The sequence below is a fragment of the Brevundimonas nasdae genome (genome assembly GCF_016654005.1).
Classification (GTDB): domain Bacteria; phylum Pseudomonadota; class Alphaproteobacteria; order Caulobacterales; family Caulobacteraceae; genus Brevundimonas; species Brevundimonas nasdae.
Map to the genome: position 1 here is coordinate 69,827 of NZ_JAEPWN010000005.1, position 24,854 is coordinate 94,680.

24 protein-coding genes are annotated in these 24,854 nt (G+C 66.7%); 9 read left to right on the forward strand and 15 right to left on the reverse strand.

The window, feature by feature from the left end; all coding sequences use genetic code 11:
* Positions 1-66: 66 nt before the first annotated feature.
* Positions 67-2,931, reverse strand: coding sequence for a hypothetical protein (locus JKF87_RS09180; protein WP_307417812.1), 2,865 nt, complete (start codon positions 2,929-2,931; stop codon positions 67-69).
* Between the two features lie 218 nt (positions 2,932-3,149).
* Between JKF87_RS09180 and JKF87_RS09185 the strand changes: the two genes are divergently transcribed.
* A complete protein-coding gene (locus tag JKF87_RS09185) occupies positions 3,150-3,359 on the forward strand; it encodes a hypothetical protein (RefSeq protein ID WP_201099587.1) in 210 nt (69 codons plus the stop codon).
* Between the two features lie 55 nt (positions 3,360-3,414).
* Positions 3,415-3,924 carry a pyridoxamine 5'-phosphate oxidase family protein gene (locus tag JKF87_RS09190; RefSeq protein WP_201099588.1) on the forward strand — a complete coding sequence of 170 codons (510 nt, stop codon included), beginning with the start codon at positions 3,415-3,417 and terminating at the stop codon, positions 3,922-3,924.
* Between the two features lie 67 nt (positions 3,925-3,991).
* Here JKF87_RS09190 and argF read toward each other — a convergent pair whose 3' ends face one another.
* The 4 genes from argF to JKF87_RS09210 all read right to left on the reverse strand — a co-directional run bounded on the left by argF (position 3,992) and on the right by JKF87_RS09210 (position 8,226).
* Entirely contained in the window at positions 3,992-4,906 is a 915-nt protein-coding gene (gene argF, locus JKF87_RS09195) for an ornithine carbamoyltransferase (protein ID WP_236261255.1), read from the reverse strand.
* A gap of 111 nt (positions 4,907-5,017) precedes the next feature.
* A complete protein-coding gene (locus JKF87_RS09200; RefSeq protein ID WP_307417808.1) occupies positions 5,018-6,211 on the reverse strand; it encodes an aspartate aminotransferase family protein in 1,194 nt (397 codons plus the stop codon).
* Between the two features lie 117 nt (positions 6,212-6,328).
* A complete protein-coding gene (locus JKF87_RS09205; protein ID WP_201099590.1) occupies positions 6,329-7,351 on the reverse strand; it encodes a M28 family metallopeptidase in 1,023 nt (340 codons plus the stop codon).
* Between the two features lie 41 nt (positions 7,352-7,392).
* A complete protein-coding gene (locus JKF87_RS09210) occupies positions 7,393-8,226 on the reverse strand; it encodes an ABC transporter permease (RefSeq protein WP_201099591.1) in 834 nt (277 codons plus the stop codon).
* A gap of 267 nt (positions 8,227-8,493) precedes the next feature.
* Here JKF87_RS09210 and gcrA point away from each other — a divergent pair, with 267 nt between their 5' ends.
* Entirely contained in the window at positions 8,494-9,033 is a 540-nt protein-coding gene (gcrA, locus tag JKF87_RS09215; RefSeq protein ID WP_201099592.1) for a cell cycle sigma 70 cofactor GcrA, read from the forward strand.
* A 224-nt stretch (positions 9,034-9,257) separates the two neighbouring features.
* Here the strand turns inward: gcrA and apaG are convergent, their stop codons facing one another.
* The gene (apaG, locus tag JKF87_RS09220) at positions 9,258-9,665 is read right to left on the reverse strand and encodes a Co2+/Mg2+ efflux protein ApaG (protein WP_201099593.1); all 408 of its coding nucleotides are present in this window, start codon (positions 9,663-9,665) and stop codon (positions 9,258-9,260) included.
* 81 nt (positions 9,666-9,746) lie between these two features.
* On the opposite strand from apaG, the gene JKF87_RS09225 reads away from it, so the two are divergent.
* Positions 9,747-10,772 (forward strand): 2'-deoxycytidine 5'-triphosphate deaminase, encoded by a 1,026-nt coding sequence (locus tag JKF87_RS09225; RefSeq protein WP_201099594.1) that lies wholly within the window; start codon positions 9,747-9,749, stop codon positions 10,770-10,772.
* Between the two features lie 155 nt (positions 10,773-10,927).
* On the opposite strand, the gene JKF87_RS09230 is transcribed toward JKF87_RS09225, so the two are convergent.
* On the reverse strand, positions 10,928-12,220 hold the full coding sequence (locus JKF87_RS09230) for an MFS transporter (RefSeq protein ID WP_307417802.1): 1,293 nt from the start codon (positions 12,218-12,220) through the stop codon (positions 10,928-10,930).
* Positions 12,217-12,693 carry a cupin domain-containing protein gene (locus tag JKF87_RS09235; protein ID WP_201099595.1) on the reverse strand — a complete coding sequence of 159 codons (477 nt, stop codon included), beginning with the start codon at positions 12,691-12,693 and terminating at the stop codon, positions 12,217-12,219. Before JKF87_RS09235 ends, JKF87_RS09230 begins: the two co-directional genes overlap by 4 nt.
* Before the next feature lie 43 nt (positions 12,694-12,736).
* On the opposite strand from JKF87_RS09235, the gene dapE reads away from it, so the two are divergent.
* From dapE to JKF87_RS09250, 3 genes are all read left to right on the forward strand, one after another.
* Positions 12,737-13,930 (forward strand): succinyl-diaminopimelate desuccinylase, encoded by a 1,194-nt coding sequence (dapE, locus tag JKF87_RS09240; RefSeq protein WP_201099596.1) that lies wholly within the window; start codon positions 12,737-12,739, stop codon positions 13,928-13,930.
* A 78-nt stretch (positions 13,931-14,008) separates the two neighbouring features.
* Positions 14,009-14,473 (forward strand): carboxymuconolactone decarboxylase family protein, encoded by a 465-nt coding sequence (locus tag JKF87_RS09245; protein WP_201099597.1) that lies wholly within the window; start codon positions 14,009-14,011, stop codon positions 14,471-14,473.
* Complete coding sequence (locus tag JKF87_RS09250) at positions 14,460-15,356, forward strand: sigma-70 family RNA polymerase sigma factor (protein WP_307417799.1); 897 nt, start codon at positions 14,460-14,462, stop codon at positions 15,354-15,356. Before JKF87_RS09245 ends, JKF87_RS09250 begins: the two co-directional genes overlap by 14 nt.
* On the opposite strand, the gene JKF87_RS09255 is transcribed toward JKF87_RS09250, so the two are convergent.
* The gene (locus tag JKF87_RS09255; protein WP_201099599.1) at positions 15,357-16,661 is read right to left on the reverse strand and encodes an amidohydrolase; all 1,305 of its coding nucleotides are present in this window, start codon (positions 16,659-16,661) and stop codon (positions 15,357-15,359) included.
* Between the two features lie 88 nt (positions 16,662-16,749).
* Between JKF87_RS09255 and JKF87_RS09260 the strand changes: the two genes are divergently transcribed.
* Both JKF87_RS09260 and JKF87_RS09265 read left to right on the forward strand, forming a co-directional pair.
* Entirely contained in the window at positions 16,750-17,100 is a 351-nt protein-coding gene (locus JKF87_RS09260; RefSeq protein ID WP_201099600.1) for a hypothetical protein, read from the forward strand.
* 59 nt (positions 17,101-17,159) lie between these two features.
* Entirely contained in the window at positions 17,160-17,600 is a 441-nt protein-coding gene (locus JKF87_RS09265) for an SRPBCC domain-containing protein (RefSeq protein ID WP_201099601.1), read from the forward strand.
* 12 nt (positions 17,601-17,612) lie between these two features.
* Here the strand turns inward: JKF87_RS09265 and JKF87_RS09270 are convergent, their stop codons facing one another.
* From JKF87_RS09270 to JKF87_RS09295, 6 genes are read right to left on the reverse strand one after another with little or no spacing between them, the layout of a single operon-like run.
* Positions 17,613-18,605 carry a type II secretion system F family protein gene (locus JKF87_RS09270; RefSeq protein ID WP_201099602.1) on the reverse strand — a complete coding sequence of 331 codons (993 nt, stop codon included), beginning with the start codon at positions 18,603-18,605 and terminating at the stop codon, positions 17,613-17,615.
* Between the two features lie 9 nt (positions 18,606-18,614).
* Positions 18,615-19,589, reverse strand: a complete 975-nt coding sequence (locus tag JKF87_RS09275; protein WP_201099603.1) for a type II secretion system F family protein — start codon at positions 19,587-19,589, stop codon at positions 18,615-18,617.
* 3 nt (positions 19,590-19,592) lie between these two features.
* Complete coding sequence (locus tag JKF87_RS09280; RefSeq protein WP_201099604.1) at positions 19,593-21,251, reverse strand: CpaF family protein; 1,659 nt, start codon at positions 21,249-21,251, stop codon at positions 19,593-19,595.
* 3 nt (positions 21,252-21,254) lie between these two features.
* The gene (locus tag JKF87_RS09285; protein WP_201099605.1) at positions 21,255-22,766 is read right to left on the reverse strand and encodes an AAA family ATPase; all 1,512 of its coding nucleotides are present in this window, start codon (positions 22,764-22,766) and stop codon (positions 21,255-21,257) included.
* 3 nt (positions 22,767-22,769) lie between these two features.
* Positions 22,770-23,432 carry a CpaD family pilus assembly protein gene (locus tag JKF87_RS09290; protein ID WP_236261256.1) on the reverse strand — a complete coding sequence of 221 codons (663 nt, stop codon included), beginning with the start codon at positions 23,430-23,432 and terminating at the stop codon, positions 22,770-22,772.
* A gap of 8 nt (positions 23,433-23,440) precedes the next feature.
* Positions 23,441-24,850 carry a type II and III secretion system protein family protein gene (locus tag JKF87_RS09295; protein WP_201099607.1) on the reverse strand — a complete coding sequence of 470 codons (1,410 nt, stop codon included), beginning with the start codon at positions 24,848-24,850 and terminating at the stop codon, positions 23,441-23,443.
* Positions 24,851-24,854: the final 4 nt, after the last annotated feature.

Here is a 24,854-nt window from a genome sequence, read left to right on the forward strand (position 1 = left end):
GCCGGACGGCGACGTGGCGGTCTTAGCGGCCCGGGCGGCGTCAGGCCACCCGCAGCGCGCGAATGGTCAGCCCTGGGCCGCCGAAGCAGCCGATGGCGCAGCGGACGCGGCCTGGGCCTGATAGGCGTCGGCGGCGGCGCGGGCGGCGCGCTGGGCCGTGGCGCTGGCCGCAGGCGTCAGGCGCGTCAGGGCCTCCTGCGCACCCGTGTCGCCAGCCCGCGCCGCGATCGTGTACCACTTCAGGGCCTCGGTCGTGTTGCGGGCGATGCCGTCGGCGCCGTTCTCGTACAGACGGGCGACATTGAACTGGCTGTCCACCAGACCATGCTCCGCCGCGCGCTGCAGCCAGATCAGGGCCTCCGGGCGGTTCTTCACCCCGCCCACGCCGTCATACAACTGCATGGCGTAGAAATGCATGCCCTTGGCGTCGCCGCCCTCGGCGGCGCGGCGCGCCCACTGACGGCTCTCGGTCAGATTGACGCCGACGCCGTTCTCGCCGGACTGATAAAGCGCCGCCAGATGCGCCTGGGCCGGACCATAGTTCTGGTTGGCCGCACGCTTCAGGGTGTCGATGCCGACGGCGTCGCCCGCCTGCAACTGCTGAACCGCCTTGGCGTAGTCGTCGGCGCCCGTGTTCGTCGAAGCCGTCAGGCGCGCGTCGCCCGACGTCATGGCCAGGGCGGCGATGGGCGCCGCCGCGTCGCTGTCGGCCTTTGCGCCGAAATCCGGCATGGCGAAGTCAGGCAGGCCTGCGCCCCCGGTCAGGGCGCTGTAGCCGAACATGCCGCCGCCCGTCAGAGCGACCGCCGTGACAGAGGCAAGCAGGGTCTTGCGGACGGTCGAGCCTTCGCGGGCCGCCTGTTTGTCCAGACGTTCCTGCAGTTTGGACTTGCCGCCGCGCGGCTTGAGGCCGAAGCCCTGGCGCGCCGCCGGTTCGTCGGCCGAGGCCGCCATGGCGGCGCGGGCGGCGTCGACCGCGCCGCGCGTGCTTGCGCCACGGCCTGCCGCGGCCGCCGCACTCATGCTGGCCTGTAGTTGGCGCTGATCGACGAAGTCGGTCTCACCGTCGAAATCCACATCCCCGGCGTCGAAACCGTCGAAGTCGTCCCGCACGGGGCGCGCGGCGCGGGGCGCATCCGCCGGGCTGGAAATCGCCTCCAGCACATCGTCGACATCGGCGCCGCCGAAACCGCCGAACGGCTGGATGATGCGCTCGGGCGCAGCGGTCGGGGCGGACGCCGGGCCGCGGACCTGCAGTTCAAGCTCGTCCTCAAGATCGCGCGACGCCTCGAACCGGGGCGTGACGATGTCCGAGGCGGCGCCCGGGAAGGGTTCGGCGACCGCAGCCTCCGGCGTCACCGGATCGGCGGACCAGTCGTCGGCCTCGAAGGAGTCTTCAGGAAAGGCGGCGGCGCGCCAGTCCGCGGCGGGGGACGCCGACCGCACAGGCTCAGGCGCCGTGCGTTCAGCAACCGCGCGCGGCGTCTCGGCGACGAACAGTGAATCCAGGCTGTCCATCGGACGTTCCGGCGCGGGAGCAGCGGCGCGGGCCTCGATAGTTTCGCGCGCCTCCGCCAGCAGGCGCGCCGTGCGCTCCTCGCTCTGGCGCATCCGTTCGGCCAACTCGCCCGAAGCTCGGTCATAGCGCTGCTCGATCTTGTCCGAGCTTTCGACCAGACGGCGGCCGATGTCTTCCAGCGCCTGCTGCGAGCGGCGCTCGGACTGGGCGATGCGGTCGCTGAGGCGATCCGAAATCCGGGTGATCTCGCCGCCCAGCTTCTCCAGCGCCAGGGCGTTGCGGTCGTCGGCCGCCGTCAGCCTCTGGTCGACGCGTTCGACATGGCGGGCGAAATTCTCTTCGACCCGGGCCGTCACCGCGCGGGTCACGGCGTCGGCGCGGGCGGCCTCTCCGGTCTCCACGCCCTGCACGCGGGCGTTCAGGTTCTGGGCGATGCGCAGGACCTCGCGGCCCATGGCCTCGATTCCGTGCGCGCCCTTTTCCTCCGACAGCTTCAACTGATCGCCGAAGGTCTGCACCGTGCGTTCGATCCGGTCGATGCGGGCGCCGGTTTCGGCCACGTCCAGCCGCTGCATCATTTCAGAGCGGTTGGCGTCGATCTGACGCGACAGGCTCTCGGCCAGCTTCTCGAAACGGGCGGCGTCGCGGACGCCTTCGGGTTCGATCCGACCCTCGGCGGCGCGCATCCGCTGGTCCAGTTCGGCGAACGAGCGCTCCAGCGTCTTCAAGGCCTCGGTCGTGCGGCTCTGCGCCTGGTCCAGACGCGCGCCGACCTGGGCCAGCAGGTCCGTGCCGACGCCCGGACCGGCGGCCTTCTCGACTGCTTCCATGCGCTGACGCAGATCAACAGCGCTCGCGCGCTGGCGCTCTTCGATGTCGTAAAGACGCCCGGTCAGCGAACCCAGCGCGGTTTCGACCTTGTTGAAGTTTTCCTGGGTGCTCGGCCCCGTATCCCGTTCGAAAGCGCGCAGACGGCGATGGCCCTCGCGCAATTCCTCGGCGATGTCGTCCAGGCGGCGGGTGTAGGTCTTGCCTTCTTCCTCCTGCCCATCGAGGCGGCGCACCAGTCCCGACACGGCCTGGTCCACGCCCTGGATCGCCAGGGTCGAGCGGCGTTCGGCCGCCTCAAGGCGCGCGGCGATGACGTCGATCGATGCGCTGATGCGGTGCAGACTGTCTTCGCTGGTCGTGTCGTAGGCGTCGTCCAGGCGGCGCGAGCGTCCCCGGCGTTCATAGGTTTCGGCCATGTGCGGACGGCGCGCCAACGGCACCACGCCGTCGTCCTCGTCCTCCATGATCATGGAATTCAGCCACTCGCCCAGGGTCATCCCGGAACGCCGCGCAAGATCCTTTGCGACCTCACGCGCCTTGGGGTCGATGCCCTTAACGCTCCACGGCGCTGCTGCGCTCACTGATTCGACTCCCGGCCCATAGTCGGAGGCTATACTCTCCATATCAGGGGTGTAAACTCATGGTTAACCCCAATATCTAGCAACGGTCGGTCAATCCTGTGGACAGCACGACGGATGCCCGATGCTTGTGGCTCCAGTATGGTTAACGCATGATGAAGCTTAACCATTCGGCAAGGGTTTGACTTGCCAAGACCTCGACCTTTCGCCACCTGCGCCTCATGACCCTGACAACCACCCTCATTCTTCTGGGCGCCGCCGTCGCCGTCATGGTTTTCTGCGGCTGGCGCGGCGCCCGCGCGCCCGATCCCTTCAAGGGACCGCGCATGATCCCGTGGCGCTTCCTGATGATCGGGGCGGCGGCGGTGGCCATGCTGCTGCTGATCCACCTGGCGACCCTGTTCGGCGCCGCCCGCGCGCCCTGGGTCTGAGGAACCCCTGGCGCTGCGAACAGTTGGTCCTGCACCCCAAAAGCAGGAGACGATCATGGCCGAGACGCTGACCCCCGCCGAGGCGGAGACGGAATTCTGGAAAAGCCTGAAGGAATCCAACACCGGCATGCTGGGATTGGACAAGCCGGGCTATCACCACCAACCGATGACCGGATTTGGCGAGCCGGAGATCGGCGCCATCTGGTTCTTCACCCGCACGGACACGGATTTCGCGCGTGACGTGGCCGCAGGCGGCCGGGGCGGCGGAGTGATGGGCATGTTCTGCTATCAGGCCAAGGACCAGAAGGTTCAGGCCTGTTTCCACGGCGCCCTGTCCATTGACGCCGACCGCGCCCGCATCGACAAATACTGGAACCCCGTCGTCGCCGCCTGGTATCCAGAGGGCAAGGACGACCCCCACCTGACCCTGATCCGCTTCGACGCCGAACACGGCCGGGTCTGGGTGTCGAACAAGGGCGCTTTAGGCTTTGGCTATGAAGTGCTGAAGGCCAATCTGACCAAGACAATGCCAGACGCCGGCGGCGTCGCGGACGTGAACCTGTAGCCATCAAGCTCGCCGCAGCCAGCAACCTTAGCAGCCTCGCCGTCAAATGGCGGCGAGGCTGGAGACGTCACCCCCCGAAACACCAGGCCAGCACGGCCTTCTGGGCGTGGATGCGGTTTTCGGCCTCGTCCCAGACCAGCGAGCGCGGTCCGTCGATGACGGCGTCGGTGACTTCCTCGCCGCGGTGGGCGGGCAGGCAGTGCAGGAAGACGGCGTCAGGGGCGGCCAGGGCCATCAGGGCCTCGTCGACGCCATAGGCCTCGAACGCCGCCAGACGCGCTTCATAATCCTGATCGCCCATCGACACCCAGGTGTCGGTGACCACCACATCGGCGCCGCGCACCGCCTCACGCGGGTCGCTGGTCAGGGAGACGGAGGCGCCGCCCTTCTCCAGATCGCGCAGATCGGGATGATATTCCGCGGGGCACGCGACGTTCAGGTGGAAGCCGAACTTGGGCGCGGCGTGCATGAAGCTGTGGCAGACGTTGTTGCCGTCGCCGACCCAGGCGATGGTCTTGCCCGCGATGGGGCCGATATGCTCCTCGATCGTCTGCAGGTCCGCCAGAATCTGGCAGGGATGCGAACGGTCGGTCAGGCCGTTGACCACCGGCACGGTCGAGACACGGGCGAAGCGTTCGACGTCCTCGTGATTGTTGGCGCGGATCATCACCGCATCGACCATGCGCGACAGGACGCGCGCCGTGTCCTCGACCGGCTCGCCCCGGCCCAGTTGCATGTCGGAGGCGGTGGCGATGATCGAGGCGCCGCCCAGCTGGCGGATGGCGGCGTCGAAGCTGAAGCGGGTGCGGGTCGAGTTCTTCTCGAACACCATGGCCAGGACACGCTCCTTGCCCGGCGCGTCGGCGTCGGGACGGCCCTGCGGCCAGCCTTTTCGCGCGGCCTTGCGGGCGTGGGCGTCGTCCAGAATGGCGCGAAGCTCAGCGGCTTCGAGCCGGTGAATGTCCAGAAAGTGCCGAACCATCTCGATCTCCAGCCCCTCTCCCGGCGGGAGAGGGAGGGGCCGCCGCAACCAACGGCGGAAGGGTGAGGAAAGATCGGGACCGGGCAGGCGCCGGTCCCTGTGTCCTTGACGTCAGGCCGTCAGCTTTTCGCGAGCGGCCAGGCAGGCGCCTTCAAGGCGGGTGATGGCCTCGCGCGCTTCGTCCAGCGTCAGGTTCAGCGGCGGCAGCAGGCGGATGCAGTTGTCGCCGCCGCCCGCGACCAGAAGCTGCTGGCTGTCACGCGCCAGGGCCATGAACTCGCGATTGTTCGGGACCAGCTTGACCCCGATCAGCAGGCCCTTGCCGCGCACGTCCACGATCACGTCGGGGAAGCGTTCCTGAAGGCCCGCCAACTGCTGTTTCAGATAGCCCGCGATCTCGGCGACATTGTTCAGCGTCTCGGCTGAGTTGATCAGCGACAGAGCCTTCTGGCCGACCGCCATGGCCAGCGGATTGCCGCCGAAGGTCGAGCCGTGGACGCCCGCCGTCATGCCCGACGCCGCCTTGCTGGTCGCCAGGCAGGCGCCGATGGGGAAGCCGCCGCCCAGGGCCTTGGCCACCGCCATGATGTCCGGCGCCATATCGGCCCATTCATGGGCCCACAGCTTGCCGGTCCGGCCCATGCCGCACTGAACCTCGTCGAAGATGATCAGCACGCCGTTGGCGTCGGCCTGTTCGCGCATCCAGCGCAGATCCTCGACCGGCGTCTCGCGGCAGCCGCCCTCGCCCTGAACAGGCTCCAGGATCACGGCGGCAGTGGTCGGGTTTTCAAAGGCGGCCTTCAGCGCGTCCTTGTCGCCCCACTTCAGCTGGTGGAAGCCCTGCATCGGCGGGCCGAAGCCCTCGGTGTAGCTGGGGTTGGCGGCGGCGTTGATCGCGCCATAGGTCCGGCCGTGGAACGAGCCGTCAAAGCCGTAGATGTCGATCCGCTCGGGCTGGCCGTTGGCCGAGTGATATTTGCGCGCCGTCTTCAGCGCGCACTCCACCGCCTCGGTGCCCGAGTTGGTGAAGAAGACCACGTCGGCGAAGCTGCTTTCGCACAGGGCGTCGGCCAGGGCTTCCTGGCCCGGAATGCGGAAGATGTTGGACACGTGCCACAGCTTTTCGGCCTGATCCTTGACCGCCTGGACCAGTTCGGGGTGGGCGTGGCCCAGGCCGTTGGTCGAGATGCCGGCGACGCAATCGAGATACTCGGTCCCGTCGGTCGACCACAGGCGTGCGCCTCGGCCGCGTTCCACTTCCAGCGGCGCGCGATTGTAGACACCCATCAGATGGTTCGTGGACACGGGACTAAGACCTCCAAAAGCGAGACGGCCCCGCCGCGAGCGCGACGGAGCCGGATTGATACGGACTGGCGTTGTCGGATTAGTGACAGGCTTAGTCAACACCGACACGGACGGGCGTTACTCTGACGAAGGCGCCTCGGCTTCGCCGTCCGGCGCGACAGCTGGCTCGTCGGTTTCATCCGGTTCGACCTCCTCCGGCTCCACCAGGGGGGCAGGCGGGCGCAACGACACCAGCTTCTTGTCCAGGTTCAGCGCGAGGTCCGCGATGAACAGGCCGAAACGGGCGACGTCGGCGCCCTTCAGATAGGACAGCTTGTCCTCGGTCGTATGGATGCGCTGGAACACCGTCGGGACGAAACCCTCGCGCAGACCGTTGTCCTGACCGCCGTTGAAAGCCAGCCACATCTGGCGCGCGCCGATTGCGTCCTGGGTTCCCAGCGACACCACCGGCACGCCCGCCTCCGAGAAAACCCGGTCGTCGCTGGGTGGATAGACGGGGAAGCCTTCGCAGTCGAAGCCGCGTTCGGCGCACAGGTTGCGCAGGGTCTCCAGCACGAAGTCCGACTGGTCGCCGTTGTTCTCGCCATACATGATCGTCTCGCCATAGGCGGCGACGTCGGCGTTGATCACGGCCGCGATGCGGTCCTTGTCGTGATGCTCCAGAAAGGCCTTGGCGCCCAGCAGGCCCAGTTCTTCCTGATCGGTGAAGACGAAGACGAAGCGATGGCCGACCGGCTGACCTTCCAGACCCATGTCCAGGATCTTGGCGGCCTCCATCATGGCCATGACCGAGCCGACATTGTCGACAATGCCCTGCGACAGACTTCCGTCCTTCAGCTTCACCGCATCATAGTGGGCGGTCAGGACGATGTCCTGGTCGCCCTCGCCCGCCGTGACGATGACATTGGCGCCTTCCATCGGCCCCGTCGCGCGGTTGCCGCCCTGGAAGACCTGGATCTCCGGCGTCAGGCCCAAGGTGGTCAGGAAGCCGACCAGAACCTGGGTGCGCTCGGCGTTGGTGGGTTTGATGAACTGGCGTGCGCCGGCGACGATGTCGGCGCGGTCGCTGGCGCCCTCCTGAGCCAATGCAGGCGCGGCGGCGAACAGCACCGTGGCGGCGACGAGCGAACGGAACAGCATGACGGATCTTTCCGAAAAGGCGATCCGCCCGTGGTAGCGATCTAGCTCTTCAGACGCCAGCCTGAACGGAAGACCAGCCAGCAAACCGTTCCCATCACCGCCATCAGCACCGCCGATCCGACCACCCCGACCGCCAGATTGCTCTCGGCATGGCCGATGAAGCCGTAACGGAAGCCGTCGATCAGATAGAAGAAGGGATTGTAGTGACTGATCGAGCGGAACGGCTCGGGCAGGTTGTCGACCAGATAGAAGGTGCCGGACAGGAAGGTCATCGGCATGACGATGAAGTTCTGGACCGCCGCCAGGTGATCGAACTTCTCGCTCCACAGACCCGCCAGAACGCCGGTCATGCCCATGATGAAGCTGGCCGCCAGAGCGAACCAGATGACGGCCAAGATGTTGGCCACGCCCAGCGGCGCGAACGGCAGGACGCACAGCGCCGTCACCAGACCCACCGCCAAACCGCGCGTCGCGGCGCCCAGCGTAAAGCCCAGCGTCAGCTCCAGCGGGCTGAGCGGCGGCGTCAGGAAGTCCGTCGCCGTGCCCATGATCTTGGCCTGGATCAGGCTGGACGAGGCGTTGGCGAAGGCGTTGTTCAGCATGGCCATCATGATCAGGCCGGGCGCAACGAACAGGGCGAAGGGCGTGCCGTGCAGCGGCGGACGCGCGTTCTGCAGGGCCACAACAAAGACCAGCATGTAAAGAAGCGTCGTCACCACCGGCGCCGCCACCGTCTGGGCGCCGACCTTCCAGAAGCGGCGCACCTCGCGCAGATACAGGGTCTGCACCCCGATCCAGTTGATCCCCGGATAGCGACGCGGCTGCGGCAATCCAGCGGGACGGGTGGAGATCAGGTCAGGCGTCGTCTCGGTCATGGGCCGCCAGATGCGCTTTGAGGCCTTGCTGCGCAAGGGCGTGACGAGTGGTTAGTGGCGAGCGACGAGGAAGAAGGTTTCAGGACGCGCCACTCGCCACGCGAATTCATCTTAACCTTAACGATGATTCAATATCTGGTTTCTGTGGACAGGATGATTCGCACATCTTGCGTCTCTTAACGGCTGGTTTACGATTAGTTGTAGGTCAAGCCCCTCTGAGAGGCGCCGGGCCCTAGATATTGAATCAATTACTCGCTGGAGGACGCCATGACCGCAGGCTGGACCGACGACCGCGTAGGCGCGCTGAAGAAGCTCTGGCTGGAAGGCCAATCCGCGAGCCAGATCGCCAAGCAGCTGGGCGGCGGCGTGACCCGCAACGCCGTGATCGGCAAGGTGCACCGTCTGGGCCTGTCGGGCCGCGCCGCGCCGTCGCAACCGGCACGCACCGCCGCGACCACCTTCCGCACCACCCGTCCGCGCCCGGCGCCGACCGTTGCGGCCGCCCCGGCCCAACCGGCGGCTCCGCGTCGTCTTGAGGCTGTGCAGCCCAAGCCGATCCAGCCCGTCGCCCCGGCGCCCGCGCCGATCCCCGACCTGCCCGGCACCGCCACGGTGATGACCCTGGGCGCGCACATGTGCAAATGGCCGATCGGCGACCCGTCGTCGCGTGAGTTCAGCTTCTGCGGCCGTCGCGCCTCGGAAGGCGTCTATTGCATCGAACACGCCCGCGTCGCCTACCAGCCGCAGATCAAGCGCGGCAAGGAAAGCGGTTCGGACCTGGCCCGCAGCCTGCGTCGCTACATCTAAAGGGCGCGATCGCTCGCCGCGCGGCGGCTTGCTGCTTGAGCGCGGCGCTTCGCGCACCGAACGCGCTCAAGCCGTGAGCGAACCGCGTCGCGAACCTAGCGCCCAAGAAGAGATGCTCCTTAGGGAGCCGCCTTCCCCCTCGCCGACCTGCGCAAGCGGCCGGCGAGATTTCGGGGCGGGGCTGCGGTTCATCCGGGTTGACGCAGCCCAATCCGCCTTTTCCACTAGTTCAGCACCCGCCGGGCATTGGGCGTATCCAGCGAGAAGGCGGGAATATCCGCCTCGAAACTGCGCCCCTCCGCATCCGTCATAATATAGGCGCCCACCATCGCACCGCTGTCGGTCCCAAGCGGACAGCCCGAGGCGTAGGAATAGCTGGCGCCCGGCGCGATCACAGGCTGTTCGCCGATCACGCCGGGACCGCGCACCTCTTCGACATGGCCGTGGGCGTCGGTGATGGTCCAGCGCCGCGCCATGAGCTGCACCGTCGATCCGCTCAGGTTCACGATCTCGACCTGATAGGCCCAGACCCAGCGACCGGCCTCGGGGTCAGACTGCCCCGCCAGATAGGAGGGACGCACCCGGATCAGGATGCCGTTCGTTTCGGCGCTATAGGCAGGACCATCGTGCATGGGCTATATGCTCGCCCCGCCGAGCGCGGGCTGCAAGCGCGACTTGAAGACAAGTCGTGAAATCCGTGTGAGACAGATGGCATGAGCACTTTCCAAGCGCCCCGTCCCGGCATCCTGCCCGCCCAGTCAATCGAGACCTTGATCGCCGCAGGCGCGATCACCTCCGACACGCCCTTCGATGCCGATCAGGTCCAACCCGCCAGCCTGGACCTGCGCCTGTCCGACCAGGCCTGGCGCGTGCGCGCCTCCTTCCTGCCCGGCAAGCGCAAGGTCGAGGAGCGGATCGCCGACGTGGCCATGCACGCGATCGAGATCACCGACGCGGGCGTCGTGCTGGAAAAGGGCTGCGTCTATATCGTGCGCCTGCAGGAGCGGCTGAAACTGCCCCAGGGCCTGATCGCCCGCGCCAATCCGAAAAGCTCGACCGGACGGGTCGACGTTTTCGTGCGCCTGCTGACCGATCGCGGCGCCAGCTTCGACGACGTGGACGAGGGTTATGACGGTCCCCTCTATATGGAGGTCGCACCCCAGACCTTCTCCATCCTGGTCCGTCCCGGCACGCGTCTGAACCAGTTGCGTCTGAAGGCGGGCGATCCGCCGAAGCTGGAGACCCGCTCGGTCGGCGTGGACCTGCAGGGCGGCGACATTGTCGGCTTCCGCGGGCGTCGCCATGCCGGGGTGGTCGATCTGGACCATATCGCCGGTCATGATCCGCGCGATTTCTGGGAGCCGCTGAGCCTGCGCCGCGGCGAACTGCTGCTCGATCCGGGCGAGTTCTATATCCTGGCCTCGTCGGACGATGTGGAGATCCCGGTGGATCAGGCCGCCGAAATGACCCCGATCGACCCGTCTGTCGGCGAGTTCCGCGTCCACTACGCCGGCTTCTTCGACCCCGGCTTCGGCACCGACGAGGCGCATGGCGCGGGCTCGAAGGGCGTGCTGGAAGTGCGCACCCACGACACGCCCTTCCTGCTGGAGCACGGCCAGATCGTCGCGCGTCTGGTCTATGAACCCCTGACCGAACGCCCCAGCCGCCTCTATGGCGAAAGCGGCAGTCACTACCAGAGCCAGGGCCTGAAGCTGTCGAAGCATTTCAAGGTGTGGTGAAGGGTATGAGAGACGGGTCATGCGCTGACCCGTCTCTCGAAACCAAGGCTGGACTCGAACCAGCGACCTCTCCTTGCGAAAGGAGTGCTCTATCCACCTGAGCTACAAGGGCACAATAAAAGCAACTTAAAGGCGACAAAAACACCCGTCAAGCGTCAACTCAGCCGGTCCGCCTTCCTCAGCCCCGGGAACATGGCGGACCAGGCGCCGGTCGCGGCCAGGGCGCCGACACCGCCGAACACGGCTGCGCCCACGGCGCCTAGCATCCGCACCATCAGGCCGGAATAGGCCTCGCCCAGTTCGTTGGAGGCGCCGATGAACAGCATGGACACCGACGACACCCGCCCGCGCATGTGATCGGGCGTGGCCAGCTGGATCAGGGTCTGGCGGATGTTTACGCTGATCATGTCGGCCCCGCCGCCGATCAGCAGGGCCAGGGCGCTGAGCCAGACGATCTTGGACAGGCCGAACGTCAGGGTGCAAAGGCCGAACACCGCCACTGCGGCGAACATCCACCGTCCCCCGTGGCGAACGATGGGGAAGCGGCTGAGATAGATGGCCACCGCCATGGCCCCCACGCCGAATGAAGCCCGCAACAGGCCGAACCCCTGCGGGCCGACATGCAGGATGTCGCGCGCGAAGATCGGTGTCAGGAGGGCCACACCCGCCAGCAGCACCACGACCAGATCCAGCGAGATGGCCCCCAGCACGATCTTGGTCTTGTAGACATAGGCCAGGCCTTCCTTGACCGCCTCGACCGGCGACAGGGGATTGGCCTGGGGCGCGGGCTTTCCGCTGGTGCGGATCAGGATGAATGCGGCGACGGCCAGCAGGAACATGCCCAGCGACACGGCGTAGGCCAGCGGCACGTTCACGCCCACGATCACCCCGCCCAGGGCCGGGCCGGCGATGGCTCCCGTCTGGAAGGCGATGGACTGGGCGGCGATGGCGGGCGGCAAGGCCTTGCGTCCCACCACCATCGGCAGGAAGGCCTGGCTGGCGGGCGCTAGAAACGCGCGCGCAGCGCCGAAGACGGCGGCGACGGCCAACAGGCCCCACAACGGCGGGGCGCCATGCAGCGCCATCAGCAGGAACGACCCGGCGCAGGCCGCCTCGACCAGGATGGAGATCCACACGGTCGTCTTGCGGTCGCGTCGGTCGGCCATGGCTCCGGCGGGCAGCGTAAAGGCCAAGAGCGGCAGAAACTGACACAGACCGACCAGACCCAGATAGAGGCTGGCCTCTGCGACCGGGTGATCGCGGCGGGCGATCTCATAGACCTGCCACAACAGGGCCGACGACTGGATCTGGATCGCCAGGACGGCGACCACGCGCCCGAACCACAGCAAGCGGAAATCGCGAATGCCCCAGGGGCTGGACGGACCGTCTGGCGGCGCAGGCGGAACAGGCGGGGCGGCGGGGCCGGTGTCTATGGAATCTACGGTCACGTTCGTCTGGGATGCTTCGGATAGGGTTGGCCGTCGCGGTGGAAATAGCGGTCCGCGCCGTCGGGCAGGATCATGTCGATATCGGGATAGTCGCAGGCGGTGACCGTGGGGCTGCGCGTGCCGACTTCCAGCAGAACGGCGTCGCGGCCGGATCGGTTCTCAAGCTTGTGCCCGTTCGGCACGCCGGCCTTGAACCCGGCGCAGTCGCCAGCGCGCAGCAGGGTTTCGCTATCGTCCTCGACCAGCACGACCTCGCCCTCGATCATCATGACAAACTCGTCCTCGGCGGCGTGCCAGTGACGCTGGCCCGACCAGGCGCCGTGCGGCAGGCGCAGCAGGTTGACGCCGAACTGGCTCAGGCCCGCCGCATCACCCAGTTTCCAGCGCTGACGCGGCAGGCAGGGACCCGCGAATTCGTCCGGGTAGGTCGTGCCGTCGCCGCGCGGCGCAATATCGATGTCGATCTTGGGCATTACGCCTTCTCGCCTTTGCGGGATTTCCCTAAAGCATAGCGCCATGAGCCGCGCATCAACTCCCGTAATCGATCCTGTCGAACTGACCCGCGACCTGATCCGCATTCCCTCCGTCACGCCTGCCGACGAAGGGGCGATGGATGTGCTGGAACGCCATCTGATAGACTTGGGCTTCACCTGCCGCCGTCTGGCGTTCGAAGGTCCCAGCGGCGTCGGCGTCGATGCGCGGATCGAGAACCTGTATGCGCGGCGCGGGACCGCCTCGCCCAACCTGTGTTTCGCGGGCCATACGGACGTGGTGCCGACCGGCCCGTCGGATCAGTGGACGTCTCAACCGTTCAACGCCGAGGTCAAGGACGGCGTCCTCTACGGGCGCGGCGCCGTGGACATGAAGGGCGGGATCGCCGCCTGGGTCGCCGCCGTATCGCAGGTGTTGGCGCAGGGCGAGCCAAACGGCTCCCTGTCCTTCCTGATCACCGGCGACGAGGAAGGCCCGGCCCTGCACGGCACCAAGCGAGTGGTCGAGGCTCTGGCCGCCGAGGGCGAAGTCATCGACGGCTGCGTGGTCGGCGAACCGTCCTCGTCCCAGCAGCTGGGCGACATGATCAAGGTCGGGCGTCGCGGCTCGCTGAACACCTGGATCACGGTCAAGGGCAAGCAGGGCCACGTCGCCTATCCCGAACGCGCCGCCAATCCGGCGCCGGTGGTGACCAGACTGATGGCCCGACTTAACGACCATGTTCTGGACGACGGCTATCCGTCTTTTCCCCCGTCGAATCTCGAAATCACGACCATCGACATCGGCAACCCGGCGACCAACATCATTCCCGCGCAGGCGACGGCGCGGCTGAACATCCGCTTCAACCCCAGCCACACCGGCGACAGCCTGATCGAGTGGCTAAACCGCGAGGCGGGCGCCGTTCAGGCCGAGACGGGACTGCAGATCACGCTGGAGCACCTGTGCTCGGGCGAGGCCTTCCTGACCGAGCCGGGCGATTTCGTCAGCGCCGTTCAGGATGCGGTCGAGGCTGAACTGGGCCGCCGCCCCGAGGCCTCGACCACCGGCGGCACTTCCGACGCCCGCTTCATCCGCGCCCTGTGCCCGGTGCTGGAGCTGGGCCTGGTCGGCCAGACCATGCACCAGATCGACGAGCGCGTGCCGACGGCGGAACTGGAAGCCCTGACGCGCGTCTATCGTCGCGTGATCGACACCCTGTTCGAGCGGCTGGCGAAATAAATCCGGGGGCCGTGTCACAACGGCCCGCCCCGTCTCGTCATGTCTGTATCGCGCAACTCCACGCACGGAGACACGACCATGACCGAACGCCTCAGCAACCCCTACAAGATCGCGCCGGACGCCTATCAGGCCATGATCAAGGTCGAGACGGCCATCGCCGCCAGCGGTCTGGAGCACAGCCTGCTGGAGCTGGTGAAGATGCGCGCCTCCCAGATCAACGGCTGCGCCTTCTGCATCCACATGCACACGACCGACGCGCGCAAGGCGGGCGAGACGGAGATGCGGCTCTACATGCTGAGCGCCTGGCGGGAATCCAGCCTCTATTCGGAGCGCGAACGCGCCGCCCTGGCCTGGACGGACGCCCTGACGCGGATCGAACAGACCCAGGCCCCGGACGCGGACTATGATCTGGTCAAGGCCCAGTTCAGCGATGCGGAACAGGTGAACCTGACGATCGCCATCGGCACGATCAACGCCTGGAACCGACTGGCGATCGGCCTGCGGCTGGCCCATCCGGCGGATGCTGCGCGTGTCGCCGCCTGATCCGGCGACGGACCTGTTCGAGACGCACCGGCCCCGGCTGGTGCGTCTGGCCTATCGGATGCTGGGTTCAGTCGCCGAGGCCGAGGATGTGGTCCAGAACGCCTGGCTGCGCTGGCGCACCGTCGACGCGGATCAGGTGCGCGAGCCCGGCGCCTGGCTGACGCGCACCACCAGCCGCCTGGCGCTGGACGTGCTGAAGTCGGCGCGCGCCCGGCGCGAGACCTATTTCGGTGCCTGGCTGCCCGAACCCTTGATTGAGGCCGAGGCTGAGCCGGCTCAGGACAGCCTGACGCTGACGCTGATGATGGCGCTGGAGCGACTATCGCCGTTGGAGCGCGCGGCCTTTCTGCTGCACGACGTCTTCGGCGTCGGGTTCGATGAAGTGGCGACGACGCTGGACCGCGATGCTGCGGCTGTGCGCCAGCTGGCCGCCCGCGCCCGCCGCCATGTGCAGGACGCCCGGCCCCGCTACGTCGTCGGACGTGAAGAAGGCGACCGCATCGCCCGCGCCTTTTTTGACGCCAGCCGCAGCGGCGATGTCGATGCCTTGACCCACCTGCTGTCCGAAACCGCCGTCGTGCGCGCGGACGGCGGCGGCAAGGTGATCGCCTTCCGCAATCCGATAGACGGGCTGGCGCGCATCAAACGCCTCTACACCGGCCTTCATCGCAAATACGGCATGGACTCGTTCGTCTTCCTGCGCCTGTTGTGGATCGACGGCCTGCCGGGGTTTGTCAGCCTGGAGCGCGGGCGGGTGCTTCAGACCACGGCTCTCAACATCGAGGATGGACGGATCGTCGAGATCTTCATCACCCGCAATCCGGACAAGCTGGCCCGCGTCGCCGCCGAACTGGGTCTGTCCCCGCCCGGCGGCGTCCACTGATCAGGGGCGTTCGAGGAAGCGCAGCGCCGTCAGGACGTGGGTCTTCACGCCCAGCGGCAGCACCTTCTCGTTGGGCGAGAATTCGGGCGAGTGGTTGGGCGCGGACTGGGACGGATCGACGCCGTCCGGGCTGGCGCCCAGATGATAGAAGACGCCGGGGATGACCTGCTGGAAATAGCTGAAGTCCTCGGCCACGGTGGTCGGGGGTGTCGCCGGGTTCACATTGCCCTGCCCGGCCGCCTCGGTCAGGACCGGGGCCAGCCAGGCCGACAGGCCCACGTCGTTGAAGACCAGGGCCGCGTTCTGTTTGACGCTGAACTCCGCCGTCGCGCCGTAAGCTTCGGCGACATGGCCGATGGCCGAGTTGGCGCGGGCCACCAGGGCGTCGCGCTGGGCCACGTCGAAGGTCCGCAGGGTGCCGGACAGGGTCGCACTGTCGGGAATGATGTTGTAGCGCACGCCCGCATTGACCGTGGCGATGGTGAAGACGGTCGGTGTGGTGGTCGGATCGACCGTGCGCGCGGTCAGGGTGTTGACCGTATCGACCACCTGGGCCGCGACCGCCACCACGTCGACGCCGCGCCAGGGCCAGGCGCCGTGCGTCTGTTTTCCCTTCAGGCTGATGTCGACCCGGTCTGACGCCGCCATGAAGCCTTCGGGGCGGTAGAAGACAGTTCCCGGACGGCCCGGCACGACGTGCAGGCCGAAGATCGCCTCCGGCTTGGGATTGGCCAGGGCGCCTTGCTCGATCATCAGGGCGGCGCCGCCCTTGGGCTCTCCCGGAGGGGCGCCTTCCTCAGCGGGCTGGAAGACGAAGACGATGGTTCCGCTGATCTGGTCCTTCAGGCCCGCCAGCACCTCGGCGGCGCCCATCAGCATGGCGATGTGCATGTCATGGCCGCAGGCGTGGGCCACCGGCACGGTCGCGCCCATATAGGTTCCGGTCGCGGTCGAGGCGAAGGGCAGGCCGGTCGCCTCCTGCACCGGCAGGGCGTCCATGTCGGCGCGCAGGGCCACCACGCGCCCCGGCTTTGCGCCGCGCAGCACCCCGACCACGCCCGTCTTGCCGACGCCGGTGCGGACCTCCAGCCCCAGGGCCCGCAGATGATCAGCGACCACCCCGGCGGTGCGGGTCTCGGCAAAGCCCAGTTCAGGATGCTGGTGCAGGTCGCGCCGCCAGGCGGTGACTTCCGGCAGGATGCGTTGAACGGCGGCATCCACAGTCGCAATGGGCACGGCCTGCGCATGAGCGGCGCCCGCCGCCAGCGTCAGTGCAAGGGTGGAGGCGACGAGCAGACGGCGCATGTGAAGCTCTCGTGAAATTTCGTTTTCGGCGATGGTGAAGGCGCCCCGCCCACTTGTGCAACCACCATCGGTCGCCGATCATCATTTTATGGCAAAGCCCATCAAGAGCACAGACACCCAGTGGCGCGACGTCGTTCTGGTCTGCCGCAAATGCTCCAAGAAGCTGGATGGCGGCTTCGGCCCCGACGGCGACCTGACGCTGAAGAAGGCCCTGCGGAAATATCTGCACCTCAAGAAGGGTAAGAAGGGCCGCAAGGGCGAGCTGACCGTCACCGGCGCCGACTGTTTCGACATCTGTCCCAGGGATGCGGTGGTGGCGGTCAATACGGCCCAGCCTAAGAAGCTGCTGATCATTCCCGTCGGCGCCGACCTGTTCGAGGTCAAGACGCGGCTGGGGCTGGATGACGGGCGGCGGCTGAAACTGGTTCAGCCTGAGTAAGCGACGCAGCAACGCATCGGGCCTTCCTTCCGGCGAAAAGCCGTGTCAGATCGCACGCCATGGAAGACACCCGCATCGACAAGCGCGCTGGCGTTAAGGCCACATCGGATCGGCTCTGGGAGCTGATCTCGGACCTGCCGTCCTGGAACCACTGGAACCCCATCGACACGAATGTCGAAGGCGCCATCGCCTATGGCGGCCAGTTGGCGATGACCGAGGCCTATCCCGGCATGACCGAGCGGCGCGCCATCGGCCGGGTCGCGGAATGGCAGCCCTATTCGCGCCTGGTCTGGACCGAGAAACGCGGCTTCCTGTTCGCAACGGTCCGCTACATCGGCATCGAGGAACTGGACAAGGGAAGCTGCATCGTCACCTCCGGCATCCGGTTTGTCGGCCTGCGCGGCGAACTGCATCTGGACAAGCACAGGGCCAGCATCCGCAGCGCCCAGGAAGCCATTGTCGAGGGTCTGAAGACAGCGGCGGAGCTTCAGAGCGCCTGAAGCCTACGCCGCTTAACCGCCTGCGCCGCCCCCGCCCATCGTGTCCTGGATGCGGATGATGGCGGGGCCCAGAATGACCAGGAACAGAACCGGCAGGAAGAACAGGATCATCGGCACGGTCAGCTTGGCCGGAAGGGCTGCCGCCTTCTTCTCCGCCGCCGACAGACGCAGGTCGCGGTTTTCTTTGGCCATGGTCCGTAGCGCGGTGGCCAGGGGTGTGCCGTAGGTTTCCGCCTGAGTCATGGCGGTCGCCACCGACTTGACGCCCGGATGGTTGGTGCGCTTGCCCAGATTTTCATAGGCCATGCGCCGGTCCGGCAGATAGGACAGCTCCGCCGACAGAAGGCTGAGCTCCTCGGCCAGGGCGACCGATGTCGTGCCCATTTCCTGACTGACCTTGGCGATGGCCGCCTCGATCGACATGCCCGCTTCGACACAGATCAGCAGCAGGTCCAGGGCATCGGGAAACGCCTGCATGATCGAGGTGCGGCGCTTGGTGATCTGGTTCGAAAGGAAGACGTTCGGCGCATAGAAGCCCACCACCGCCGCCCCGACGACAATGACCAGCCGCACCGTGAAGGCCAGGCCGAAGTCATTCAGGATGAAGACGTAGAAGACCGCGATGGCGAAGAAGATGAAGGGCGTCGCAAAGCGGAAGAAATAGAAGGTCGTGATCGGGCGAGGGCCGCGATAGCCGCCTTCCGCCAGCCGATCCAGAAGCTTGGGATCTTCCAGCAGTTTGATCAGGTTCAGCCGATCGACGACCCGCTTCTGAAAGCCTTCGTCCGTATGACGCAGGCCGACGGAGCCGGGATTCTGCAAGGCGGCGCGCGAGCGGCGTTTCAACTCGTCGCGGCGTTCGTTCACCGACTTGATGCGCTTGTTCAGGTTCCGGTCGCCGCCCATCGAGGACAGCAACGTCATCACCGATGCAAAGACCAGCACGCCGACGGCGATGCTGAGCAGGTTCTGCGGCTGGGTGATGAAATGGATGAAGCCGTTCATGCCTTCACCTCAGAACTTGAACGAAATCATGCGCTTCATCACGAAGATGCCGAGCGACATCAGCATGACCGCAATCAGCAGCACGAAGTTGCCGCGCGGGTCCGTGAACAACAGTCCCATGTAGGACGGGGTGGTTATGCTGACCAGCAGCATCACGACGGGCGGCAGGGAGCCGATGATGCCGGCCGAAGCGATGGCTTCCGATGACAGCGCCTTGATCTTTTCGCCCATCATCCGGCGCGCCCGCAGGACGCTCGACAGATTGCCCAGGGCCTCGGCCAGGTTGCCGCCCGTCTTCTGCTGAATGGCGATGACGATGGCGAAGAAGCGCAGTTCCGGGGTCGGTATGCGGCCATACATACGTTCCAGCGACTGCTCCAGCGTCATGCCGACGCCCAGCCCCTCGACCAGACGCTGGAACTCAGGCCCCAGCGGCGCCGGGCTTTCGCGGGCGATGATCTTGAAACATTCATGGACCGGCAGGCCCGATTTGATGCCGCGCACGATGACGTCGACGGCGTTGGGAAACTCCAGTGAAAACTTCGCCATCCGCTTCTTGGCCAGGAAGCCGATGATCCAGCGCGGCAGGCCAATGCTGACGATCAGGCTTATGCCCAGGGCGATGACGATGTTCATGCCGAACAACAGGGTCAGGCCCAGAGCCAGGACGCCCAGAACCCCGCATATGATGTAGAAGGTCTGCACCTTGAGCGACAAACCGGCGTGGGCCAGTTTGGCCGACATGGACATGCGGGCCTTGCGTTCGCGCCGCTCGGCCTCCTGCAGCTGCGTCATGATCTGCTTGCGGCGCGCTTCGGGCGTATTGGCGACGGCGGTCGTCTTGCTGCTGGCCGCGCTCTTCTTTCCGGTGATCGTTTCGGCCCGTTTCAGGGCCTGGCTGCTGGAATCATCGCCTCCGACCAGCGCCCAGCCCAGACCGCCGATGGTGATGAAGGCCAGAATGGCGGCGAGGATCGGAAGCATCGGTTACTCCGCCGCGTCCAGGGCGTCGGCCAGTTCGCGTTCCAGCCCATAATAGCGGGCGCGGTCCCAGAAGCGGGGACGGGCGATGCCGGTCGAGCGGTGACGACCCACGACCTTGCCGTTCTCGTCTTCGCCGGTGATGTCATAGACGAACAGGTCCTGGGTCACGATCACGTCGCCTTCCAGGCCCACCACTTCGGTGATGTGGGTGATGCGGCGCGAACCGTCGCGCAGGCGCGCGGCCTGGACGATGACATCGACCGATCCGACGATCATCTCGCGGATGGTGCGGGACGGCAGGCCGTATCCGCCCATGGTGATCATGGATTCCATCCGGCTGATGGCTTCGCGGGGACTGTTGGCGTGCAGCGTGCCCATGGAGCCGTCGTGGCCCGTGTTCATCGCCTGCAGCAGGTCGAACGCCTCCGGTCCCCGGACCTCGCCGACGATGATCCGTTCAGGACGCATCCGCAGGCAGTTCTTGACCAGATCGCGCATGGTTATCGTGCCCTGGCCCTCAAGGTTCGGCGGGCGGGTCTCCAGGCGCACCACGTGCGGCTGCTGCAGTTGCAGCTCGGCGGCGTCCTCGCAGGTGATGACCCGCTCGGTCGGATCGATGAAGGCCGTCAGGGTGTTCAGCAGCGTGGTCTTGCCCGAACCCGTGCCGCCCGAGATGACCAGATTGCATCGCGACGCGCCGATGACGCCCAGGACGCGCGCGCCCTCGGGACTGATGGAGGCGTACTCCACCAGATTCTTCATCGTCAGCTTGTCCTTCTTGAACTTACGAATGGTCAGGGTCGGACCATCGATCGCCAGAGGCGGGGCGATGACGTTGACGCGCGATCCGTCCGGCAGGCGGGCGTCGCAGATGGGGCTGGATTCATCGACGCGGCGGCCGACCTGCGACACAATCCGCTGACAGATGTTCATCAGCTGGGTGTTGTCGCGGAAACGGACATTGGTCAGCTGGACCTTGCCCGCGACCTCGATGAAGACCCGGCCCGCGCCATTGACCATGATGTCGGCGATGTCGTCGCGCGCCAGCAGCGGCTCCAGCGGGCCATAGCCCAGGACGTCATTGACGATGTCCTGAACCAGATGCTCCTGCTCGGCGACCGACATGGAGACGTTCTTGATCGCCACCAGTTCGGAGACGATGTCGCGGATTTCCTCAGACGCCGCCTTCTGGTCCAGCTGGGCCAGCTGGGACAGGTCGATGGTGTTCATCAAGGCGTTGAAGATGGTCGTCTTCGTCGCGTGATAATAGTCGCTCTGTTCACGGACGATCTGTGTGACCGACTGCGCCTTCTTCAGCTGTTCCAGACCGGCTGTCGGCTTGGGACCGGCGCCCTGACGCGGGGTGGGCGCGGGCGCAGGCGGCGCCTTTGGCCGATTAGCCAGCGCATCGAGACGGTCCGCTGCGGCGGTCGTCTGCGGCCCAGTCTGGGGTCCAGTCTGGGTCGGGCCATTGTCGGCGAATGAGGCCGCGGGTTCGAACGCGCCCTCTTCTCCGAAGGCGAAGGGTTCGGGCTGAACGCCGGACACGGAGTGAGGCGTCAGCACCGCCGCGTCCGCATAGCCGGAAGCGCCGCCCGGCTTGGCTGCGGGAGGCGCGGGCGCGGGTGGGGCGCCGGGTTGACCTGTGCGCTTGCCGAACACGCGTCAGCGCTTCTTGAACAGAGAGGCGATCACGGACTTGGACTCTCCTGTCGCGGGCTTGGCGGCGGCGGTACGCGCCGGCTTGGCCGCCTTGCCCTTGGCGCCCGCTGCAGGCAGTTCGCGCCGGGTCACGATCTGGGCCAGGGTCTGGAAGGCTTCGGCGGCCTTGGTCTTGGCGCCTGCATCGACCACCATCTGACCGTTGTTGGCGGCCGCCCCGAAGGTCTTGGCGTCGAACGGAATGATCAGGCTTGGGTGAACGCCAAGCGCCGCGCCAAAATCCTTGGCCGGAATTTCAGGACGTCCCGGCACCCCGACCTGGTTCAGCACCAGGCGCGGCGGCGCGTCGTTCGGGCGGCTGTGGCGGATCAGGTCGATCATGTTCTTGGCGTTGCGCAGGGACGCCAGATCCGGCGTCGCCACCACCACCACCTCGTCGGCGCTGATCAGGGTGCGGCGCATCCACGGCGACCACAGGTGCGGCAGGTCCAGCACCACGAACGGCGCGGTGGAGCGGATGCGGTTGGTGACCTCCTCGAACGCCTCGGTCGAGATGTCCCAGTCGGCGTCCAGGGTGGCGGGGGCCGCAAACAGGCTCAGCTTGTCCGTGCAGCGGACCATCATCCGGTCCAGCAGGGTGGCGTCCAGACGATCCGGCTGGCCCAAGGCGTCGGCGACGCCATTCAGCGGATCCTGATTAAAGTCCAGACCGGCGGTGCCGAACGGCAGATCATAGTCGACCATGACCGTATTGGCGCCGATCCGCTCCGAGATCGCATAGGCGGTGTTGTGGGCCACGGCTGAGGCGCCTGCGCCCCCGCGTGCGCCGACGAAGGCGATGGTGCGGCCGACGAACGGCTGGGCCGGGTCGTTGAACAGGCCGCCGATGGCCGAGATCAGCTGAAGCGGCTGCAGCGGCGCGACCAGATATTCGCTGACCCCGCGCCGCATCAGTTCGCGGAACAGGATGATGTCGTTGGTCGAGCCTATGACCACGACCTTGGTGCCTGCGTCGCAGACCTCGGCCAGTTGATCCACTTCCTGCAGCAGCCCCTGAGGGTCACGCAGGCATTCGACGATGATCAGCGGCGGCGTCGGTTCGTGCTGATAGGTTTCGACCGCCGCCATGACGCCGCCGACGCGGATCTGGGTCGTGGCCCGCGACATGCGACGGTCCTGGGCCGCACGTTCGGCGGCGTTCAGGGTGTCCTGGCGTTCGGCGAAGACATGGATGGCGATGCGCGGCACCGACACTTCGGCGATGCCGCCGGCCGGCGTCAGACCCGTCTGAGCCTGGGGCGCCAGTTCGCCAGCGGGGTTGTAGCCCGTGACCGCCTCTACGCGCTGATGACCGCCCTGCGGGGCGCCAGCGGACGGCGGCGTCTGGGGTTGCGGGGGCGCGCTGAATGACAGGGGAGAGGCCTGGGGCTGAGGCGCAGCCTCTGAAAAATCCATGTCCACATCGAACGCGTCGTCGGCGTAGGAACCCTGGGTCTGGGAAGCGTAGGCGTTCATCCGCTAGTCCACCGCTTTTGAGATTCTGCCATTGACCAGTTCTTCCTGCGGCGCAGAGGTCGCTGTTCCCGCGCGATACATTTCGAACACCTTGGATCGGCGGCCCTGATCGGCGCCGGTCATGCCGCGCGGCTGAACAATGTCGCGCGGATTGGCGATCTGCGCCGCCAGGTTGGCGGTGACCGAGCAGCCGAAGTCTGGCGAGGTGCGGTTGGTCCATGATCCGCCCAGTTGGGTCGGCGCGGTTGCGCAGTTCGGAATATGCGCCCGCAGGGTTTCGAAGCCCGCCAGCACCGGCGCGCGCGGATGGGGCGCATTATAGGCCATCACCACGACCCGTTCCGACGGCACGCCCATGCCCGTCAGGGCGTCGCGCACGCTCCAGGCGATCTGGGCCGAGACGGGATCGCCGCCGGACGGCCCCTCGATGCGGATCACTTCCGCCTGTTCAGCCGCGAACCTTTGCACCAGGCCGGACAGAGCCGCCTGCTGATTGGCCGACAGTCCATTGTCGTGGACGGCCAGGGCGATACGGTCCAGGCCCGGCTCGACCTCCAGCACATAGTTGGACAGGCTGTTCAGAGCGGCCGGCTGCGTCGGGACGCTGGTGGCGCAGGCGCCCAGCGCGGTCGCGGCGAACACCAGGGCGATTGCGGTGTGTTTCATGACGCGCCTCATTCGATCACATAGCCCACGGGGCCCTGCCAGCCGCTGCCCGCAGGATTGGAGGACGGTTCGGGGCTGCCGTAACGTTGGCTCAACTGGCCGAACAGAATGCTCTGAGCGTCGCTGGCGATATGCAGCCCGTCCGCTGGCGTCTGCAGCCGCCCCGGCGCCGTCGGCGACACCACATAGGCTTCCAGGATGATGACCAGTTCCGTCTGACCCGACACATAGTCGCGCGAACGGAACAGAGAGCCGAGCACCGGCACGTCGCCCAGCGCAGGCACCTTATCGATGTTCTGACGCGTCGATTCCCGAAGCAGTCCCGCGATCATCAACGATCCGCCGCTGGGCAGTTCGACAGTGGAGTTGGCGCGACGGACGCTTAGCGCCGGGATCACCAGCGAGTTTTCCGCTGACGGGTTCATAGTGAAGGCGCCTTCACTGGTCAGTTCCGACACCTCGGTCGACAACTGCAGCGTGATGCGGCCTTCCGACTGAACGATCGGCCGCACCGCCAGACGCACCCCATAGGGTTTGAACTCGATGCCGATGCGCGAGCTGCCGTTGTCGGTCGTCTGGTTCACCGGGATGGGGAATTCGCCGCCCGCCAGGAACTCGCCGCTTTCGCCGCTGACGGCGGTGATGTTCGGTTCGGCCAGGGTGCGCAGCAGGCCCGCCCGCTCAAAGGCGCGCAGACGAGTGCTCAGCCGATTGCCGTCTCCGCTCTGGTCCGTATAGCCCAGAGAACCGCCGCCCAGGATGCTGCCGTTCACGCCGAAGGTGGCGCTGTTGGCGAAGGACAGACCGTCGCCGACCGAGTTCAACACCGCCGAAACATCCAGTCCCAGTTGCTTGACGGCGGTGCGTTGCACCTCGACGACGCGGGCCTTGACGGTGACCTGATCCGAACCGGCGACGCTGACCATGTTCAGCACCTTTTCGGGCGCCGAGACGAAGGCGCGGGCGATGCGCTGCGCCTGATCGGCCTGGGCCGGACTGACGACCATGCCGGTCAGGATGATGCTGTCGTTGACGGCTTCCGCGCGAACCGTTCCGCCGGGGATCAGCCGGTTCAGCGTGTCCTGCAGCGCGCCGGTGCCTGCATCGACCCGAACCCGCAGCGTCAGGATCTGGCGTCCTGCGGCGTCCAGGAACACGGCGTCGGTTTCGCCTGCGCCCAGACCGATGATGGTGATGCGGCGCGGCGAGTGCAGCATGGCCTCGGCCACCTGCGGATTGGACACGATCACATCGCGGGCGTCGGCGGGCAGGTCCACGGCGAATGAGGTGCCGCGGGGCAGATTGATCAGTTGCGGCGCGGCGCCCATCGACACGGCGGCGCGTGTCTGGGCCATGGCCGGAGCGATCGGCCCCAGCGCGGCCAGCAGGGCGCAGGCGACGACGGTGGCAGGTTTCATCGAG

Excerpts from the sequence above, each read along its gene's own strand:
- JKF87_RS09225 (WP_201099594.1), top strand. The coding sequence starts at position 9,747 with ATGAGCACTTTCCAAGCGCCCCGTCCCGGCATCCTGCCCGCCCAGTCA.
- JKF87_RS09270 (WP_201099602.1), bottom strand. The coding sequence starts at position 18,605 with ATGAACGGCTTCATCCATTTCATCACCCAGCCGCAGAACCTGCTCAGC.
- JKF87_RS09275 (WP_201099603.1), bottom strand. The coding sequence starts at position 19,589 with ATGCTTCCGATCCTCGCCGCCATTCTGGCCTTCATCACCATCGGCGGT.
- JKF87_RS09260 (WP_201099600.1), top strand. The coding sequence starts at position 16,750 with ATGGCAAAGCCCATCAAGAGCACAGACACCCAGTGGCGCGACGTCGTT.
- JKF87_RS09190 (WP_201099588.1), top strand. The coding sequence starts at position 3,415 with ATGGCCGAGACGCTGACCCCCGCCGAGGCGGAGACGGAATTCTGGAAA.
- JKF87_RS09210 (WP_201099591.1), bottom strand. The coding sequence starts at position 8,226 with ATGACCGAGACGACGCCTGACCTGATCTCCACCCGTCCCGCTGGATTG.
- JKF87_RS09235 (WP_201099595.1), bottom strand. The coding sequence starts at position 12,693 with ATGCCCAAGATCGACATCGATATTGCGCCGCGCGGCGACGGCACGACC.
- JKF87_RS09295 (WP_201099607.1), bottom strand. The coding sequence starts at position 24,850 with ATGAAACCTGCCACCGTCGTCGCCTGCGCCCTGCTGGCCGCGCTGGGG.
- dapE (WP_201099596.1), top strand. The coding sequence starts at position 12,737 with ATGAGCCGCGCATCAACTCCCGTAATCGATCCTGTCGAACTGACCCGC.
- JKF87_RS09245 (WP_201099597.1), top strand. The coding sequence starts at position 14,009 with ATGACCGAACGCCTCAGCAACCCCTACAAGATCGCGCCGGACGCCTAT.
- apaG (WP_201099593.1), bottom strand. The coding sequence starts at position 9,665 with ATGCACGATGGTCCTGCCTATAGCGCCGAAACGAACGGCATCCTGATC.
- gcrA (WP_201099592.1), top strand. The coding sequence starts at position 8,494 with ATGACCGCAGGCTGGACCGACGACCGCGTAGGCGCGCTGAAGAAGCTC.
- JKF87_RS09205 (WP_201099590.1), bottom strand. The coding sequence starts at position 7,351 with ATGCTGTTCCGTTCGCTCGTCGCCGCCACGGTGCTGTTCGCCGCCGCG.
- JKF87_RS09255 (WP_201099599.1), bottom strand. The coding sequence starts at position 16,661 with ATGCGCCGTCTGCTCGTCGCCTCCACCCTTGCACTGACGCTGGCGGCG.
- JKF87_RS09185 (WP_201099587.1), top strand. The coding sequence starts at position 3,150 with ATGACCCTGACAACCACCCTCATTCTTCTGGGCGCCGCCGTCGCCGTC.
- JKF87_RS09285 (WP_201099605.1), bottom strand. The coding sequence starts at position 22,766 with ATGAACGCCTACGCTTCCCAGACCCAGGGTTCCTACGCCGACGACGCG.
- JKF87_RS09290 (WP_236261256.1), bottom strand. The coding sequence starts at position 23,432 with ATGAAACACACCGCAATCGCCCTGGTGTTCGCCGCGACCGCGCTGGGC.
- argF (WP_236261255.1), bottom strand. The coding sequence starts at position 4,906 with ATGGTTCGGCACTTTCTGGACATTCACCGGCTCGAAGCCGCTGAGCTT.
- JKF87_RS09265 (WP_201099601.1), top strand. The coding sequence starts at position 17,160 with ATGGAAGACACCCGCATCGACAAGCGCGCTGGCGTTAAGGCCACATCG.